At 37.9% G+C, this 18,131-nt stretch carries 20 protein-coding genes and 1 tRNA gene; 14 read left to right on the plus strand and 7 right to left on the minus strand.

Translation table 11 applies throughout. From position 1 onward, the window contains the following. The first annotated feature begins 9 nt into the window (after positions 1 to 9). Positions 10 to 3,567 carry a translation initiation factor IF-2 gene (gene infB, locus O5633_RS06710; RefSeq protein WP_269608867.1) on the plus strand — a complete coding sequence of 1,186 codons (3,558 nt, stop codon included), beginning with the start codon at positions 10 to 12 and terminating at the stop codon, positions 3,565 to 3,567. A gap of 57 nt (positions 3,568 to 3,624) precedes the next feature. On the opposite strand, the gene O5633_RS06715 is transcribed toward infB, so the two are convergent. Beyond that, positions 3,625 to 3,891, minus strand: coding sequence for a DUF3493 domain-containing protein (locus O5633_RS06715; protein WP_269608869.1), 267 nt, complete (start codon positions 3,889 to 3,891; stop codon positions 3,625 to 3,627). A gap of 34 nt (positions 3,892 to 3,925) precedes the next feature. On the opposite strand from O5633_RS06715, the gene O5633_RS06720 reads away from it, so the two are divergent. Both O5633_RS06720 and folE read left to right on the plus strand, forming a co-directional pair. Further along, positions 3,926 to 3,997, plus strand: a tRNA-Thr gene (locus O5633_RS06720). Positions 3,998 to 4,259: 262 nt separating this feature from the next. Beyond that, complete coding sequence (gene folE / locus O5633_RS06725; protein WP_269608870.1) at positions 4,260 to 5,006, plus strand: GTP cyclohydrolase I; 747 nt, start codon at positions 4,260 to 4,262, stop codon at positions 5,004 to 5,006. A 63-nt stretch (positions 5,007 to 5,069) separates the two neighbouring features. Here the strand turns inward: folE and O5633_RS06730 are convergent, their stop codons facing one another. Then, positions 5,070 to 6,260: a hypothetical protein gene (locus O5633_RS06730; RefSeq protein ID WP_269608871.1), complete on the minus strand. Its 1,191-nt coding sequence runs from the start codon at positions 6,258 to 6,260 to the stop codon at positions 5,070 to 5,072. Positions 6,261 to 6,555: 295 nt separating this feature from the next. Here O5633_RS06730 and O5633_RS06735 point away from each other — a divergent pair, with 295 nt between their 5' ends. Together O5633_RS06735 and O5633_RS06740 are read left to right on the plus strand one after the other, a co-directional pair. Then, positions 6,556 to 6,813, plus strand: a complete 258-nt coding sequence (locus tag O5633_RS06735) for a DUF3721 domain-containing protein (RefSeq protein ID WP_269608872.1) — start codon at positions 6,556 to 6,558, stop codon at positions 6,811 to 6,813. Positions 6,814 to 6,828: 15 nt separating this feature from the next. Continuing rightward, positions 6,829 to 7,272 carry a hypothetical protein gene (locus O5633_RS06740; RefSeq protein WP_269608873.1) on the plus strand — a complete coding sequence of 148 codons (444 nt, stop codon included), beginning with the start codon at positions 6,829 to 6,831 and terminating at the stop codon, positions 7,270 to 7,272. Between the two features lie 132 nt (positions 7,273 to 7,404). Here O5633_RS06740 and O5633_RS06745 read toward each other — a convergent pair whose 3' ends face one another. Together O5633_RS06745 and O5633_RS06750 are read right to left on the minus strand one after the other, a co-directional pair. After that, positions 7,405 to 8,022, minus strand: coding sequence for a hypothetical protein (locus tag O5633_RS06745; protein WP_269608874.1), 618 nt, complete (start codon positions 8,020 to 8,022; stop codon positions 7,405 to 7,407). A gap of 157 nt (positions 8,023 to 8,179) precedes the next feature. After that, positions 8,180 to 8,965 (minus strand): metal ABC transporter permease, encoded by a 786-nt coding sequence (locus tag O5633_RS06750; protein ID WP_269608875.1) that lies wholly within the window; start codon positions 8,963 to 8,965, stop codon positions 8,180 to 8,182. A gap of 17 nt (positions 8,966 to 8,982) precedes the next feature. Here O5633_RS06750 and O5633_RS06755 point away from each other — a divergent pair, with 17 nt between their 5' ends. Next, positions 8,983 to 9,423: a Fur family transcriptional regulator gene (locus O5633_RS06755; protein WP_011295378.1), complete on the plus strand. Its 441-nt coding sequence runs from the start codon at positions 8,983 to 8,985 to the stop codon at positions 9,421 to 9,423. Positions 9,424 to 9,446: 23 nt separating this feature from the next. Here the strand turns inward: O5633_RS06755 and O5633_RS06760 are convergent, their stop codons facing one another. Next, positions 9,447 to 10,142 (minus strand): ABC transporter ATP-binding protein, encoded by a 696-nt coding sequence (locus tag O5633_RS06760; protein ID WP_269608876.1) that lies wholly within the window; start codon positions 10,140 to 10,142, stop codon positions 9,447 to 9,449. A gap of 89 nt (positions 10,143 to 10,231) precedes the next feature. Here O5633_RS06760 and O5633_RS06765 point away from each other — a divergent pair, with 89 nt between their 5' ends. From O5633_RS06765 to O5633_RS06795, 7 genes are all read left to right on the plus strand, one after another. Next, a complete protein-coding gene (locus tag O5633_RS06765) occupies positions 10,232 to 11,719 on the plus strand; it encodes a metal ABC transporter solute-binding protein, Zn/Mn family (RefSeq protein ID WP_269608877.1) in 1,488 nt (495 codons plus the stop codon). 54 nt (positions 11,720 to 11,773) lie between these two features. Next, a complete protein-coding gene (locus tag O5633_RS06770) occupies positions 11,774 to 12,091 on the plus strand; it encodes a hypothetical protein (RefSeq protein ID WP_269608878.1) in 318 nt (105 codons plus the stop codon). A 9-nt stretch (positions 12,092 to 12,100) separates the two neighbouring features. Then, complete coding sequence (locus O5633_RS06775) at positions 12,101 to 13,483, plus strand: CobW family GTP-binding protein (protein ID WP_269608879.1); 1,383 nt, start codon at positions 12,101 to 12,103, stop codon at positions 13,481 to 13,483. Then, entirely contained in the window at positions 13,471 to 14,544 is a 1,074-nt protein-coding gene (locus O5633_RS06780) for a WD40 repeat domain-containing protein (protein ID WP_269608880.1), read from the plus strand. The genes O5633_RS06775 and O5633_RS06780 overlap by 13 nt, the downstream gene beginning before the upstream one ends. 146 nt (positions 14,545 to 14,690) lie before the next feature. Beyond that, positions 14,691 to 14,834, plus strand: a complete 144-nt coding sequence (locus O5633_RS06785; protein ID WP_269608881.1) for a hypothetical protein — start codon at positions 14,691 to 14,693, stop codon at positions 14,832 to 14,834. 127 nt (positions 14,835 to 14,961) lie between these two features. Then, entirely contained in the window at positions 14,962 to 15,117 is a 156-nt protein-coding gene (locus O5633_RS06790) for a hypothetical protein (protein ID WP_269608882.1), read from the plus strand. Positions 15,118 to 15,261: 144 nt separating this feature from the next. Continuing rightward, positions 15,262 to 15,891 carry a 2OG-Fe(II) oxygenase gene (locus tag O5633_RS06795; protein ID WP_269608883.1) on the plus strand — a complete coding sequence of 210 codons (630 nt, stop codon included), beginning with the start codon at positions 15,262 to 15,264 and terminating at the stop codon, positions 15,889 to 15,891. Between the two features lie 943 nt (positions 15,892 to 16,834). Here the strand turns inward: O5633_RS06795 and O5633_RS06800 are convergent. Further along, the gene (locus O5633_RS06800; RefSeq protein ID WP_269608884.1) at positions 16,835 to 17,041 is read right to left on the minus strand and encodes a hypothetical protein; all 207 of its coding nucleotides are present in this window, start codon (positions 17,039 to 17,041) and stop codon (positions 16,835 to 16,837) included. Positions 17,042 to 17,394: 353 nt separating this feature from the next. Here O5633_RS06800 and O5633_RS06805 point away from each other — a divergent pair, with 353 nt between their 5' ends. Next, positions 17,395 to 17,904: a hemagglutinin gene (locus O5633_RS06805; RefSeq protein WP_269608886.1), complete on the plus strand. Its 510-nt coding sequence runs from the start codon at positions 17,395 to 17,397 to the stop codon at positions 17,902 to 17,904. 47 nt (positions 17,905 to 17,951) lie between these two features. On the opposite strand, the gene O5633_RS06810 is transcribed toward O5633_RS06805, so the two are convergent. Further along, a complete protein-coding gene (locus tag O5633_RS06810) occupies positions 17,952 to 18,062 on the minus strand; it encodes a chlorophyll a/b-binding protein (protein ID WP_269608887.1) in 111 nt (36 codons plus the stop codon). Between the last annotated feature and the right edge of the window lie 69 nt (positions 18,063 to 18,131).

Below are 18,131 nucleotides of genomic sequence, written 5' to 3' on the forward strand. Positions count from 1 at the left end.
ACAACATTAATGACCAGCAGCGGCAAAATCAGAATTTATGAATTGTCCAAGGACTTAAGCCTTGACAATAAAGATGTGCTAGACGCAGCTCGAAAACTCTCTATTGCTGCAAAAAGTCATAGCAGTTCAATAAGCAGTCTTGAAGCTGTTCAAATCAAAGATTTTCTAAAAAACAGTAATAGAGTAAAAACCACCAACAAACCAACTAAGAAATTAGATAAAGAAATTCTTTCAGTAAAAAAAAGTCCTACTAAACCAAAAAATGACCATAAACCTCAGCTCAAGCAAAATTCTCCTGGTCCATCAAATCTTTCACAATCAAAGTTAAATGTCCCTTTAAAACCAAGTCAAACTTTAGTTAAAACTCATGAATCAACTCCCTCAAATAACCAAAAAATAGAAAAAAACAAGCTTTCTGATCAAACACAAATAACCGCCCCCTCTAAACCAAACAAACCATTACCTCCAAAGCCAAGAAAAGAATTAAAGCCATCCATTTCTAAGCTGGACCCCAAAACGGAAAGGATTACACAACTTGCCAAGCAAAAAAAAGATAACAAATTCGACAATCAATCTCTAAATTCTGAATTTGCTAAAAAGCCAACCAATCAAGCAAAACCTAATTATCAACAGGAACCTAAGAGGCCACTAGCACCTCCAAGCAGACCAAAAATAAATATACAAGATAAAAAACGAATAGAAGTCAATAGCCTCAAGCCAAAAACAGGAACTAATAAAAGTGAAATTCCTTCTCAAAAAGTTAGTCCAGGTGATTATCAAAGAATTAAAAATCAAAACAAACAGAACTCGCCTTCAAGGAAAACTCAGCCTCCAGCGAAAGGAAATACTCTTGAACTTGTAGGAGCACCCATACGAATAGAAAAGCCCACAAATAAATACCAGACTAATGAAGCAAGAAAAAAACCATTAATGCCCTCCAGACCTGGCGCTCCAAAACCTCCAGTATCTGCAAATCGTCAAGGATTATCAAACCGATATAGTTCCAATAACAGACCAGGAGGAACGGGGCCAATTCGCCCTGGGTCGCAAAATAGGCAAGTTGCTAATCGAGCTGGAGTAGCCAATCGACCTTTTCAAGGTCAAAATCAGTCAGGGTCTAATAATCGCACTGGTGGGCCAGTTCGTTCTGGATCTCCAAACAGAGGCGGGGGACAAAATAGAGCTGGAGTTCCTACCAGGGCAGCTGGTGGGCTAAACCGCTCTAATAATCGTCCAGGGGTTCCATCTGGCATGAGGAAACCAGTTGCTCCTAGTGAATTAATGCAACTGCAAAAGCCACAAGCCAGACCAAATTCACCTCAAAGAAAAGCTGAATCTCCAACTAGTCCTAGACCTAAACGAGAAAACTCATCGGGAGCAAGGCCACCAGTAAACAGACCCACTCCAGCAGCTCCTAAAAAGCCAGCTCATAGACCAGGAGGTACTGCCACAGCCCCAAGAAGGACAGGGAGGCCTGACTGGGACGATAGTGCAAAGCTTGATGCATTAAGAAATAAATCGCCTCAAAAACAGCGTCAAAAAGTCCACATCATTGGCGAAAATGATGATGCTTTAACCGCAGAAACAAGTGGATTTGCAGGAGAGCAACAAGCAGTAGTTCTCTCCGCAAGCTTGGCTCGACCATCGAAGCCTAAATCCGGGAAGAGAAATAATGGAAAGCCTTTAACTGCTCTGAAAAAACGTAAGAAAGAAACAACTCGTCAAAGACAACGAAGACGGGCGATGGAATTAAGGGCTGCTAGAGAAGCAAAACTTGTAAGGCCTGAAATGATTGTTGTTCCAGAGGATAATCTCACGGTTCAAGAACTTGCTGACATGTTGAGTGTTGAAAGCTCTGAAATAATTAAATCATTATTTTTCAAAGGAATTACTGCGACTGTCACTCAATCGCTAGATCTAGCAACAATCGAAACAGTTGCGGAGGAATTCGGGGTACCTGTTCTTCAAGATGATGTTGAAGAGGCTGCGAAGAAGACCGTTGAAATGATTGAAGAGGGAGATTTAAAACACTTAATCAGAAGACCTCCCGTCGTTACTGTGATGGGACATGTCGACCATGGGAAAACATCTTTACTAGACGCCATTAGAAAAGCGAGAGTAGCGGCAGGAGAAGCTGGCGGTATAACTCAACACATTGGTGCCTATCAAATTGAAACTGAACATGATGGATCTACGAGGAAGCTAACTTTTCTTGACACTCCTGGGCATGAAGCCTTCACAGCGATGAGAGCTAGAGGAACAAGGGTTACAGATGTTGCGATTTTGGTTGTAGCCGCTGATGACGGCGTTAGGCCTCAAACCCTTGAAGCTATTAGCCATGCAAGAGCTGCAAAAGTTCCAATTGTCGTGGCGATCAATAAAATTGATAAAGAAGGATCTTCTCCCGACCGCGTAAAACAAGAATTATCAGAGCAAGATTTATTATCAGAGGAATGGGGTGGAGACGTTGTAATGGTTCCCGTTAGTGCCATTAAAGGCGAAAACATAGATAAACTTTTAGAAATGGTTTTGCTAGTAACTGAAGTAGAGGATTTACAAGCCAACCCAGATAGATTGGCAAAAGGTACAGTCATAGAAGCTCACTTAGACAAAGCGAAAGGTCCTGTTGCCACATTACTAGTCCAAAACGGTACCCTGAAGTCAGGAGATGTAGTAGCAGCTGGTCCCGTGCTTGGCAAAGTAAGGGCGATGGTAGACGAAAATGGATCAAGAATTAAAGAAGCAGGTCCATCTTGTCCCGTAGAAGCCCTTGGATTCAGTGAAGTACCGACTGCCGGTGATGAGTTCGAGGTTTACCCAGATGAAAAGGCAGCAAGATCAGTGGTTGGAGAACGTGCCACAAATGCTCGAGCAGCGCGACTGGCTCAGCAAATGGCTTCAAGGCGAGTATCACTTTCTTCCATATCTGGCCAAGCAAGTGAGGGTGAGCTGAAAGAACTAAATATCATACTCAAAGCAGACGTGCAAGGAAGTTTAGAAGCAATACTTGGTTCTCTAGAACAGCTTCCTAAAGACGAAGTGCAAGTACGAGTATTGCTATCAGCTCCTGGTGAAATTACTGAGACTGACGTTGACTTAGCCGCAGCCTCGGGAGCCGTAATAGTTGGATTCAACACTTCAATGGCATCTGGTGCTAAACGTGCAGCTGATGCAAATGGTGTTGATGTAAGAGACTATGAGGTTATTTATAAACTTTTAGAAGATATCCAATTAGCAATGGAGGGGCTACTAGAGCCTGAAATGATAGAAGAAGCCTTAGGGGTTGCTGAGGTTAGGGCAATATTCTCAATTGGCAAAAGTGCCGTTGCGGGATGCTATGTAACAAATGGAAAAATACAACGTAATTGCAGAGCCAGAGTTAAACGTGGAAAGCAAATCGTTTTTGAAGGCGATCTAGATTCACTGAAAAGAAATAAAGATGATGTAAAAGATGTTTCAACAGGGTTCGAATGCGGAATAGGGTGTGATCGTTTTGCAAACTGGGAAGAGGGAGATCAAATAGAAGCCTTCAAACTTGTAACCCAAAGAAGAAAGTTGACCAATTGATTGGCCCAACGAGTTAAAACTTAAGCATAACTAAATAGGATTAACTACAGCAAAACACTAATCATCACTTTGTTTAGTTCTATCTTTAAATAATAAAAATCCAAGAATTAATAATGCTGTGGTTTGGATTGCAAGATCATTACTAGATACAGTATCTCCCCCAATCATATTGGTAACCATAATAAAAAAGCCTAGGGCAGCTGACCCAAAGAGCGCTATCCAAACAGCCCTTCTTAATCCTCGATAAGGATTTTTGGACTCCTTCAAAAGTCGAGCTCTTAAATTAGGATCTAAATTAGATTCAGGCATATTCGTATTAGTCAAAAATAAATTTAAAAGATGATAACTTTATTCTATTGCCGGTGTAGCTCAGGGGTAGAGCAACTGATTCGTAACCAGTAGGTCGGTGGTTCAATTCCACTCATCGGCATCAAGTTATGACAACTCTTTCGTGAAAAATTCCCAGAAAGACGGAATTTTTTATATGTAGCAATTAATCAGATATTTCCTCTCTCTTGAAAACTGTTTTAATTTTTGAAATAAATAAGATCTCTGTATTAAAAAATAACTGTGAATAATCATTAGAGCTCAAGAAGCAAGTAATTCTGTTAATAACGAAAGTGATCTTGATATGTTAGGGTCTTAGCGCTCTAAATGTATGTCATCGGTTTTTCCCCTTACAAATAAAGGTTATGACTTCTACTGCTCCAAATGAGAATGTTAAGGATAATTTAAAAGAACAAATTTCTTGCAAATTAGTCTCAGAGATAATTCGTGAACGTATACAATCAAATGGGGCCAGATTTCACGCTAATGATAATATTTCCGATTTTATTCAGCCAGGAGAACTAGAAACTCTTGAGAGAGAAGTTGCTACAAGAGTTAGAGATCTCCTCAAAACTTTGTTGATTGACGTTGATAATGATCACAACACTCAAGAAACTGCAGAACGCGTTTCAAGAATGTATATCAATGAAGTATTTAAAGGCAGGTATCACCCTCAACCGAAAGTTACTAATTTCCCTAACGATAGAAATTTAGATGAGATTTATACGCTTGGTCCAATAACTGTTCGATCTGCATGTTCTCATCACTTTGTTCCAATCCTCGGAGATTGCTGGATAGGAATCAAACCTGGAGAAAAAGTTATTGGAATTTCTAAGTTTGCAAGAGTAGCTGATTGGGTTTTTTCTAGGCCACATATTCAAGAAGAAGCTGTAATGATTCTTGCTGATGAGATAGAGCGCTTGTGCGAACCCAAAGGTCTTGCAATCCTCGTTAAAGCTCAACACTATTGCATGAAATGGAGAGGAGTAAAAGAACCAGAAACCAGCATGATCAATTCAATTGTTAGGGGTGACTTTCGCCATGATGCAAGCTTGAAGCAGGAGTTCTTCGAACTTGTTAAGCAACAATCCAATTTCGGTAAAAATTATTAGAAAGTTTTAAAAAACTTTCAACTGATTTAAAAGCAAACCCTCAATACTCACGAGGCTTTAGATCTAGAAGTTAAAAGTGGTTTTCACCAAAGCCCCATTTACTTCCTCTTTACCATCTTTCTCGATAACAAAGATAGCTGGGGTAACTGTGACACTATCGCTAACTTTAAAATCGTAAAAAGCTTCCCAAGCTAAAGGATCGTCATAACCACTGTCATCTCTATGAGTTTCTGCTGTTCCAATACCAAAACCAAACTTATTGCCTTCAATCAAGGCGTTATTCCATAAAAATCCAATAGACCATGTATTTCCATCTTCAACTTTATTCATAGAAGTATCAGGGCTATCATCGTTTTCAGGATTCTTCCATCCCAACCCTCCACTCAAGCTGTAGTCGTCTCCAAATTGATAGCTACCACTAATAGCAAAAGAGGAGTAGTCGTTAATATCAGGAGAATTATCAGTTCTTCCGTTGTCTGACTGTGTAAATGCAGCTGCAAGAGTATATCTCTCATCAACCCATGCCAACTGAGTGGTGATGTGGTCTTTGCCTTCATCAGCTAAAAAGCCAATCGAAGAAATTGATGCGTCTTCTGAAACGAAAAGTGCAGAAGCAACTAATTTTTCATTGGACCAAGTAATTCCAGCGCCCGCGCCCATCTTCTTGGAATAAGTATCACTCGCACCTGCCTGATTCAAGACAAACAAAACTCCATCACTTGTGTAAGCACTAGGCCAAACTCCAAGCAAATCATCTTGGCGAAGCTTGGGACCAAAAGTTACTTGAATATCATCTCCAACAGGGAACTGATAATAAGCCTTATGAAGTGCTAACGAATCACTACTACTGAAAGCACTATCTAATCGTGCCTCACCCATCATTCCGAAGGGTTCCATCATTCCAAAGTTACCTACGCGAACAGCAGTTTTAAGCATGTCTTGACCTGTAAAACTGGTCATAAACATTAACTTTGTATCGTAATGAAAAACTGTTCCATCCTTTTCGTCAGCAGTAGACATTCCACCCATTCCACCCATTCCACCCATTCCAGAATCGCTCACGCCATCTACTCCACCCAAAATAAAAGTCGTTTTACCCATAAACATTGTTGAGGGGTATGAATCTCCCATATTCATATGACTACCATGGTGATCATGATGATCTTTGTGCTTTTCACCTCCTGCTTGAACAACCATTGGAGTCACGAAACCTAAGGCAGCAGGGATTGAGATTAATCGAACAAAGAGTCTCATGGATCTAATAAAACTAGTAAAGCTAGTAAAACTATTTATATCTCACAAGGCTAGCTTCACAGTTTTGTTAATGGTATAGAATATGTGCTTTTAGATACTAAAAATCGTGTTTTTTAGTCTTTGCCAGGAAAAAACTGAGAACCAATTTCCATCAAAATCTAGTCTCAAAAAGAAGAGATAAAGAATAGTTGGATTATTTAATTACTTATCTGTTCTAGATTGTGTGAAATATTCAATGACAAAGCGCTGGGCTTGATTAGTCTACAGACTAGGTTTACTAGCCAAAAATAGACAAATGAACAAATTCAAGCCTATTCTCTCTACAATTATTCTTTCTATATCATTTTCACTAATAGGATGTTCAGATAATTCTCAAACAAAAGGTACTCCCTCTCTTTTTGAGACAAAAATAGAAGCCGAAAAAGCAGCCAAAGATTTCAATTGCACTGGAGCTCATAAAATGGGTGACAAATGGATGCCTTGTAAAAGTCATTCTGCTCATGAAGATAATGAACATAACAAGTCCAACAATGAACATCACCATCATCACTAGATTTTCGAACAATAAATGACAACCAAAAATAGTACAAATCAAAAAGATATCGAAGGGCCTTCGCATTGTGGAAGCAAACCAAAAAAAATTGCATTTGGCATAGCACCACTTGGATTCATTTCCATTGGAATTGTTCCCATGGGTATTATTAGCATTGGAATTGTTCCCATGGGTGTCGTTTCTATTGGTGCTGTAGCCATGGGAGTAATAAATGCCTCAATAGTAGGAATGGGAATATTTTCTGCCGGAATAACAACCATGGGTCTAAAGGTATGGAGTCCAGAAAATAATGCTATTCAGGAGTCAATCAATCGCTCTAATTCTTCGTCTTCAAAAAATATATATGCATATCCAACTAAAGCTCAGGCAGAGAGCGAAGCCAAAAAGATCGGATGCAATGGTGTGCATAAGATGGGTAAATTATGGATGCCTTGTGCAATCCATATCAACCCTAACTAATCTTGAAATAATTAAGAATTTAAAGTTGCGGTTTAAAATCCTTGGCAATATATCTACAAACGACTCAATTCATCTCCCTGTTTTTTAACAAATTAGGATTTAATTAACTTTCGAAAAGTGATCTTAATTGGTCTAAGAATATATATCTTCAACTAAAATTGGCCCCTTTTCGCAAATTTGCTGCTGTGAAGGGAACTCTTTATCGGAGCAACAACATTCTCCTCTATCTGAATTGTTGATCCAATTAATAATCCCTGTTCGGATTGGTTGAGGACATACGTCTCCTTCTTTGAGGTGATTAATTTCTTCGCTTGTTAAAGGATCAGCATGTTCAATAAAAAGAGACTCTTTAAGTCTAAAAGAACATGTCTCATCCCATTGTTCAAAACAATTTATATGGTTTATAAAATCATTCCATGCCTCTTTCATTGATCTATATCCCTTTCTTTTTAATTCTTTTCTAAAAACAGCTTTGATAAATTCATTAAAATTTTCTAATTCTTGAGTTGTAAAAGGTTGAGTTCTTTGAGCTTTAAGTGCTGGCAATTGAAGATTATTTTCAATTGATTGGAGCCTTTGTTCAATTGATTGAAATCTAGAATCTATCGATTCAACAGGAAGGTTCTCTATTTGATTAACAAAACAATCAGAGACAAAACCAACCAATGATTTACCAGAAATCCTGGCACTCTCTTTAATCTTTTCTAAGAGTTTTGGATCAATACTGACATTAAGTTGCGTTCTCTTCATGATTCAATCAATAAAAGGACGAATTAGAAATCAACTTGTTCTATTTTATTCAAACTAAAATCAAATCGTTGTTATTTTCAGATTTCTTGATCTAATCCTAGATTCTTAGAGTCTCATCAAATATAGTCAAAAAATTATGAAAATTTTGTATTAAATTCTAATTACTCCTTGGAAGCAAGATCAATGAAATTACACAAAGAACACTAATAAGTGGGCCTGGAGGCAAATTCATAAACATAGCGAACGAAAAACCAATGATCGATAAAACTAATCCAAATATGGAAGATCTAACCATCGCAACCCATAGAGAGCTAGCTTTCTGTAAACCCAACAAAGTTGGAGTTGAGAGTAACGCAATCACAAGGATGACCCCGACTGCTGACATTGAGCTCACAATGACAAGTGCAGTGGTAAATCCCAGAGCTAAATTTAAAAAAGACACATTAACGCCACTTGAGGCAGCTCCTTCTGGGTCTAAACCAATATGAACAAGCTTGTCGTACCCAAAAAGCATTAGGCAAATGAATGCCGAGAACGCAATCAAAGTTCTTAATAAATCGCTCAAATTTGCAGTTAATAAATCTCCAAACAAAACAGCCTCTAAATCAATCCTGATTCCAAGTAAAGGTATAAGCAAAACTCCAAGTCCCATCGAACCAGCAAGAATTGTATTCATTACAGCTTCATAATTTTGATTTTTCTTATTTGTCAAACTCTCTGCTGCAATAGCTCCCACTAATCCGCTTAAGACACCTCCAATAGATGGGTCAATCCCAAGCGCCATAGCCAAGGCAAGTCCTGGCAAAACACAATGTGAAATTAAATTGACTTGAAGAAGCCTTTTATGAGTTATCAATACAGTCCCCATGGCAGGGCAAAGCACTCCTGAAAAGGAAGTTATCAAAAGAGGAATTATCCACCAATTTGTTTTGAAAAAAGACATTAAGCCAATGATTCAGTATGGTCAGTAAGAGAGATCAAGTTAAGATCTTGCTAATGAGTACAAGCAAGCCTGAAATCACTAAACGACAACAACAACTGCTCAATGAACTCAAGAACTGTACTGATGAATTGAGCGGGCAAGAGCTGCATAGACAACTTCATAATGGTGAAAAGGCAATGGGACTGACCACGGTCTATCGAAACCTGCAAGCACTAGTAAAGCAAGGTTTGATTCGTTCCAGACATCTTCCCAACGGTGAGGTTCTTTATGCGCCCGTTGAAAGAGATATTCATCATTTAACTTGCGTAAGCTGTGGAGAAACCACACGCTTGAAGGGATGTCCTGTCAAAATGATGGATCTGTCGAAAAACACCTCCAAAAACTTTGAGCTTTTGTTTCATACTCTTGAGTACTTTGGTCTCTGCCAAACTTGTTCTCAGCAATTGAATGCTGGATAAAAGTATTTGAATATGAATCAAACCTATAACTTCCACCTCAAATAATTAATTGAACTAAGTTTTTCTTGAACTTCCTGAGGGCTACCAGAAGCCAAAATAATTTTATCTAAAGCAACAACTTTGTCATAGGCATTTAAAGATGTTCCCCAGTCGTGACTACTAACAAAAACCGTGAACCCCGAATCGGCTAGCTGACGAATAATTAACAGGAAATCTTCTTTAGCCGGAGGATCAAAGGCGGAGCAAGGTTCATCAAGAAGAAAAATTTTGGCTGGATTCATTAATGTTTTTGCAAGTAATGCTCTTTGTTGCTGTCCACCAGACAAAGCATCAAGTCTCCTTTTTGCTAAATGAGATATTCCAACACGTTGAAGAGCCGCTTCTAATTCACAACAAGTCGATTTCGAATGATTGACTCGGCCCAAAGAAACTAATCCTTCAACAGTAATTGGAAAATTCCAATTTAGCTTCCCCCTCTGAGGCATTAAAGCCACTTGAGATCGATTATTTCGCAATGGTTTCCCATCAACAGTAATTTTCCCTTGATCCGGTTTACTACTCCCTTGCAGCAAGCTTAATAATGTGGACTTACCAGCACCATTCGGACCAACAAGAGCAGTCAAAGTACCTTGCTCAAGCTTTAGAGAAACCTTGCTTAAAGCAGGTTTAATTTTACTTGAATAAGAATATGTCAAATTTTCAGCAATCAAGCTAGGCATCAATTAGAGGATTTGCTGACAAGAAACATAATATACTTGCCAAGACCAAATGAAAATGATTATCGTTTTAGATACGCTTTAAATTTTTAATGTTGAATTTTTCAAATCAGTCCAAAAAGGTTAAACCCATAATCAATAAAACAGTTCTCAAAAGTTCTCTTGTTGCTGGAGCATTTTTATTTTCTGGAATCAATCAGACAGCGCAAGCAAATACAAAATCAATTGTTGCTGTAGAGCCATTGGTTTGCGATGTTGTATCTGCTATTGCACCACCCTCTACGCCCGTAACCTGCTTAATTGACAGAAAGCAAGATGTTCATGATGTCAAGATCACTCCAAGGCAAGCTCAAACACTAAAAAGTGCGAATCAAGTATTTACTCTTGGTTCAGAGATGACCCCTGCAATTAAAAAATGGTTGGATAATCCCTTAACTGTTGTCGTTGGTGTAAGTGCAATAGAAATAGACGATCATGACGACCACGATGATCATGACGATCATTCAGCTGCTAAGCATGATGATCATGACGACCACGATGATCATGGCGATGCCCATGGAGAGGGAGCTTTTGAATGGGCTGGTGTTTTTGATCTTTCCGCAGGAGTCTACAAATGGTCTTTCGCCAAAGTTGATGGAGACTATGCTGATCCTGCGATGAAAATGGTTATTCTTAAGTCTGGTGATATTGAAGCATCAGAAGAGCTTGCTAAAGAATTATTAGGATCCAAAAATTCAGAAGTTAAGCGCAATAATGACAAACTTATTGCGCAGGACAAAGCCTACCTTCTTACATTTAATGAAAAGAAAGACATCACAACATTTACTGTAGAAATCAAAAAATCTGGTAAATACGCTTTCTTTACTGAGCATATGCCGTTTGAGTTTGAAGCCGATGAACATTTCTTTAAAGATGTTTCAGGCGACGATGTTGAACCGATTACCCAAGTACCAGATGAAGGAGATCATCATCACCATGACCATGGAGGCTTAGATCCTCATATTTGGCATGATCCACATAACATCATCAAGATGGGAAATGTAATTTCTAAAAATATCAACAAGAAGATTTCATTCTTTGATAGAGAAACTAAAAAAGTTTTAAAAGAAAGAACTCAATCTGTAAATTCCATTTTGGAAGATCTAGATCAATGGACTCAAGAACAAATAGCTACTATTCCTTCTGATCAAAGGACGATGGTTTCTAAGCACAAAGCCATGGAATATTATGGAGATGCATTTGGATTGAAGACCATGAGCCTACTATATTTTCTTGGTGATTCATCCAGCCTTAGGCCTCAAACTATTTCAACTGTATTAGCTGAGCTTAAAGAAGAAAACGTGAAAGTTTTATTCGCTGAGCAAAAGCCTCCTTCAAAGCTATTGAGAAACCTCAGTAGACAAACTTCCACTCCTATCGCATCAAATCAAATCTATGTTGACGGTCTAATGCCAACAGGGAATACTGTTTCAGTTGCTGTACATAACACCTGCACAATTGTTAATTCACTTGGTGGAGAATGTGATGAGCAAGAGGGCAATGAACTTGAGGGGAAATGGAATTCTTTAATTAATCCTTAACTGTTACAGATACAATCCCGTCTACATTTTTAAATATAGACGGGATTGAAAAAAATGTTTCCAACCAAAGGATATAAAGTTTACAAACAACACTGGGAAGACCAGGCAAGTTTCATGGATAAACCACCATGGGATAAAGATAAGATATTAAAACTTACTGTCGCAACTGATTTTGATGACAATCTAAAAGAACTTCAATTTTCAAATCATTCGCTGAAAAAAGAGAATAGCACGCTTACAGTAAGACTAAAAGTTCCTTACAATTATCATGAGCTTGATGACTTTGAATTAAAATCACTTGAATTGTTGGGTATCCAAAAGAATTGGCTAACTGATATTTCTCTTGACAGCACTCATTGTTCCTATCGTTAATTAAAGAAAATGAGCAACACGCAAAAAGTACCGGTTACAATATTGACTGGTTTTCTAGGATCTGGCAAAACAACCCTACTCAATCGAATCCTGAGCGAAGAGCACGGTAAAAAAATAGCTGTTATTGAGAATGAATATGGTGAAGTTGGCATTGATCAAGGATTAGTCATCAATGCTGATGAAGAGGTCTTCGAGATGTCCAATGGTTGCATTTGCTGCACCGTTCGGGGTGATCTTATTCGTGTACTTGGAAACCTCATGAAGAGGCGAGACAAATTTGACTATGTATTAGTTGAAACCACTGGCCTTGCTGATCCTGGTCCTGTAGCTCAGACATTCTTTATGGACGATGAAATCCGTGAGGAGTTTTCACTTGATGGAATAGTCACACTTGTTGATGCAGCCCATATAGAGCAACAACTTGGTCGAAGTGATGAGAGTTCGGAGCAAGTTGCCTTTGCTGACGTCCTTGTCCTAAATAAAACCGATCTAGTTTCAGATGAATCACTCGACAACTTAGAATCACGGCTACGCGATATGAATCGTATGGCTCGTGTCATACGCAGTAAACAAGCAGACGTCTCAATTGATACTGTGCTAAATCTAAGTGCTTTTGATCTAGATCAAGTACTTCAGCGTCGTCCAACTTTTCTTGAACCAGAATACCCATTTGAGTGGACAGGTGTTTTTTCACTTGAAAAAGGTCGCTATGAACTTACGCTCGAAGAAGGTCCAGACCCCACAATGTCTCTCGTCCAGTTATTAGACCAAGGTAAAAACGAGACAGCTCTTAACACAGGTGCTGAATCATGCGTGAGACTGTACGCAGAACAAGAACAACTTATGAATCCAGGGGATTTGGTTCCAGTCGGCAAGCATGTGAGCCTTCAACTTCAATCCGAAGGGACTAAGTCCTTCTTCATAGATGTTGATAAGGCAAGGGATATAGGTCTATTCACGCAACATACAGCCGAAGAATTTAATATGAAATTAACGAAAGTAAATACTCCTTCTACAGACGAGATAGATAATGATCAGAACATCTCTACAATTTCTCCAATAGCTGAGAGGGTTTGGGTAGCTGAACACGAACACGATGACGAAGTAGGTTCATTCGCTATCGAGCGAGAGGGTGATGTAGATCCTGAGAAACTCAATAGATGGCTAAGTCGACTTTTGTCTGAGAAAGGTGTGGATATATTTCGCACTAAAGGTTTCATTAGTTATGCGGGTGAATCCAGGCGAATAGTTTTTCAAGGTGTACACATGCTCTTCACAGCTCAACCTGATAAAGAATGGGGCAATGAACCTCGCCGCAACCAACTCGTCTTTATCGGTAGAAATCTTGATAAAGCAGAAATGAGTAAAGAGTTTGATAAATGTCTGGTATAGAAGCATTTAGTCCAAAGGGAATGCTTCATGAAGGTTGGTCTGCTCAAGTTGATGACTATGCGATTGTCTGCGGCTGGGCACTACAAGGTAAAACCTTTTTAGTAGGTGATGTTGCTGGAGGTCTTTCCGCATTTGAGGGGAAATCTGGGAAGCTTATTTGGCAATCAAAAGACATACATAAAGGTGGCTTACTAGCAATGTCTATTCATCCAGATGGAAATACTTTTGCAACTGCTGGCCAGGATGGACATGTATGTATATGGGAAAGCAAAGAAGGTAAGTCAACTAAAAATTTGGAACTAGGGAAAGGATGGGTTGAACATATCAAGTGGTCCCAAGACGGAAAATTTTTAGCAGTAGTTTTTACTAAATACGTCTATGTTTTTGATGAAAACGGTCAGGAACATTGGCGATCAGAGGAGCATCCCAGTACTGTCAGCGCGATTTCATGGTCTAATTCCAATGAATTAGCCACAGCATGCTACGGCCAAGTAACTTTTTTTGATGTAGTTAACGACAACATCAATCAAAAGTTGGAATGGCGAGGTTCACTGGTATCTATGGTGCTTAGTCCAAATGGAGACATAGTGGCATGCGGCAGTCAGGATAATTCTGTTCATTTCTGGCGTCGTTCAACTGATCAAGATTCAGAGATGACAGGCTACCCAGGTAAACCAAGCCATCTAGCTTTTGATCAAACCGGCACAGTCCTTGCTACCGGGGGTAGTGATCGAGTGACGGTTTGGAGTTTTCAAGGCGATGGTCCTGAGGGGACTGTGCCAGGAGAGTTAATTCTTCATACGGAACCCATTTCATGCCTTGCTTTCTCACACAGCGGGATGCTTTTAGCTTCTGGTGCGCGAGATGGTTCAGTTTTTTCTTGGTTTCTCCAAAAAGATGGTCAGGGTGATCCAGTTGGTGGTGCATTTGCAGGTGACCTTGTAAGCCAAATCGCTTGGCATCCTGATGACACTGCCTTGGCTGCAATAAATGCAAATGGAGGAATTACGGTTTGGGAGTTTAAGGTTCGGACAAAAACGCCAGCTCAAGGATTCGGATAAGGTCAAAATTTCTTATTTCCAATAGATACTCGAGAGCGGCTCGATTGCTATTGCTTAGAAAATTAAAAATTCAACAAGAGGAGTTTTTACTGATGTATAAATATTCCACATAACTTATATATGGTTATATCCCACCAGAGGACTCAATGAAAAAAACAATTCTTTGGCTTCAAGAATTACTCATTTCAATGGGAAATGCTCTATTTCATCCTTATAAAGAGAACTCACCTCCAAGTTTTGAGGCGCAGCCTTTCAAAGATGACCCTTACAAGAATCGAGGAATTGCATAGGTTAAGGTCAAAATTATTTTAAATTTCAAAGAGGGGTCCCAATGGGCCTCTTTTTTATTAGCTACTCACGAAAAGAAAAAGTAACTACCGAACCATAAAGAATTAGAGAATGTGCTTTAATGGTCCCATGAATACACAGATTAAGAAGAAGTTAAGCACTAGCAAACCTGGCGTTAACTTAAAAAAAGCCGGCAACAAAAAACCTACTTGGCATTTTGAAGTAGAAGGTAGCGGTCAAAGAAAGAGATATTTAAGATCTCTAAGAGACAAATCTGTAGCTTAATTGTTAGCCTTTTAATAAAACAACTTCATCCAAATCAAACATAATTGATAGCCAATCATGAGACGAAAAGTCCTTCTCTAATTATTGAACTGGGACTTTTAAGCGATTTAAAGTATCTAGACATCAAAAACCTTAAAAAATTCTATGAATTTAATAGCTAGTTATAGAAATAAAGGTTTTGAATCTGTTGCAGATGGTGTGATGTCATTTTTCGATCGTCGCACAGACTTGCATCGCACTGGAATCGCTTTTAGTGATGGATCAAATAATGATTCAGATCCTGCAAAAATTTCTACTGACATCAGCCTTGTAGCTATAGATCGAACTGATCCAGAATCATTTGCTTTGTCTGAAGTGATAATAAGAGGAGTCAATGCTGGTCTTCAAAAATACCTTCAAGAACGGCCACTTTTTAGCGAATGTGCTCCAGACAAATCTCTATTTGTTAATCCCATTTTCAACTTACAACGTTATGCTCCCGGAGAAGGTTTTAAGAAATGGCATTGTGATTGGACTATTAGCGAAGAAGCGACCGAACCAATTCACAGAGTCCTAGCATGGATTTTATATTGCAATGATGTCGATTCAGGAGGAACAGAATTCCACTGGCAGGAATATCATGAGAAAGCTGAACGAGGAAAGCTAGTTATTTTTCCCGCTGGTCTTACACATATTCATAGAGGCCGAGTCAACAAGACTCATCAAAAAACAATTGCGACCGGATGGATCAATGCCGGTTCAAGAGATTCATACATTTCTAGACTGGCTAGTTAAAAAATTACTGAATTTAGTCAAATCAAAAGATCTCTTATGGGAAATATTCATTCTGATTCCTTTTAATTGTTGAATGAATAACTAATTCAGAAGTAGATTGATAATAATTTTTGAAGAAGCTTCAACAGATTGGGAATCTATTGTGTATTATCAAACAACGTTCAGCTCAATCTGAGTCGCAATTAGATTCAAGCCATGGAACGGGGACTTGAACAATGAAAATCACTTCAATGGCTGAGCTAACTTACAGAGGACTCAAATACACACAAACCAAATCAGCCAAGGGGGCACATGAAGTGCACTTGCAATATTGCGGTCATGAAATTATGAGTAAGAGAATCCATGAAGCGATGAAAGCCGAAATGGGTTAACAAACAATAAAAACTTATTTTTGATAGAAGTATCATTATAAATTATACTTTTTAAACTTATTATTTTTATAAATAATTAATCAAATAAATCTGACTATTTGGAATCAATAAATACAGATTTAATTTATTGATTCCTTTATTTGTATATTCCTTTCAGCTTAAACATGCAATATGAGCCAGGGACAATAGATTGTCACGTCTTTTTAGAATGCAAAGAGCAAATAGAAAAAATGCTACTTAGATTACATAAAGTAGACAATACTGAGCATATTTGCGACCAACTTCAAGCTGTCTATCAACAAATAGAAGGTATGCACGAATTGAAAAAATTGAAACGAAAAAAAATTCTATCTAATCAAGAACTGATTAGATAAATTCATAAGATATACAAATTCTTGGTAGATTTTTAATTTTGTATCAATTAAGTCTTAACTTTTTCAACTAGATTGCCTATAACTGTTTTATCAGAGAACCCGTTCCAAAGTTTTCTGTAGGGAGGTCACCGCTACTGGGAAGGGCATTGACCTCTCTCCCCAATCTTGAACAAAAGAATATTTAAATTATTTAAATATCTAATTAAATCCTAGTTTTAAAGTGCCCCAAAGATCAAATGCACTAAATAAAAAAGCTATAAAAACCAAGTCCCATGCCTTCTGCTTAATAGCCCAGGGAGCAAAAAAGACCTCACCGATCCCATGGAGAGCTGCCCCTACCCCTAGATGATCTAAAACCAAAAGGCCATGGGATAATAAAAATAATCCGCTAGCAAAGTATCTCAAAAATGTATCGTAGCTTATGAGTTTAATTTTTTTTTATGTTCGAAAAACTTATCGCTGATGCAGGGATAGATTTAAAAGCTTTAACCATTTCATCAACCAAAAGTTTTTTATTTTTAATGCTTGATTTAGACATGTGTTAGCAATATTTTATATGAGATAACTTATTAATATTTTTTATAATCTAATGTATCAATAGTTGCTTTGTTAGCCAAATAAAACAAAACATATTACTACTTTTAAGTATATTTAAATACTTTATTTTTTACTAAAAGCGAATGATTCTCCAAAAATGAATTAATTACTACAGTTAGGAATATATATTCAAGTAATGTCTGAAACGAATAAAATTTTTGATGAAACTCAATTTTGTACCGGTTAATATTTTTCGAGAGACTCCTGAAGTAACTTTTTTAGATGCCAGTGTTGAAGGTTCAAATGGTAGTGATGTTGTTATTCATAGAGGAGGCGCAACTTCACCTCCTGATTTAAATGGCTTTGAGCAATATTATGTACACCATCATCAAACAGATAACAATCTTGTACTTGAGGGAGATAGAACTTTCACACTATTAAATCCTCTATGGGATGAACCCCATCACATAATTTATCTTCATAGATTAATGGGTGCACTTCAAATACCTATCGGTACATTTCATAGATCAATATCTGGAAAGGATGGAAGCATTGTTATCAATCAGGCCATTAGAGATCAACAATTTGAAGCGAATACAGAATTTAATCCTATAAGTATTGAAAACAGAATTGATCTACAACAAGCAAAATCTACAGAGCCTATTATCTGGTTATGGAAAGATGGAGAAATTAAGAGAATAAAAGATTCTCTATTTTTAAAGGTAGCTTAAATAATAGTATATTTTAATAAAGGCTAATTCATTTGATATAAGAACAACTAAGCAATATTTATTTTAGATATAATTCCTAGGAATAAAACAATCAATACACCTGACATCGCTAATCTCCCATGAACTATCTCAGTTCTACTTAGTCTTTCAAAAGACATATACTAAAAATAGATTGTTCAATTTATAACAAACTAAATGAATAAAGAAAGTATCAAAAAATGCATCTT

Source organism: Prochlorococcus marinus str. MIT 1013, from assembly GCF_027359395.1.
Classification (GTDB): Bacteria; Cyanobacteriota; Cyanobacteriia; order PCC-6307; family Cyanobiaceae; genus Prochlorococcus_B; species Prochlorococcus_B marinus_E.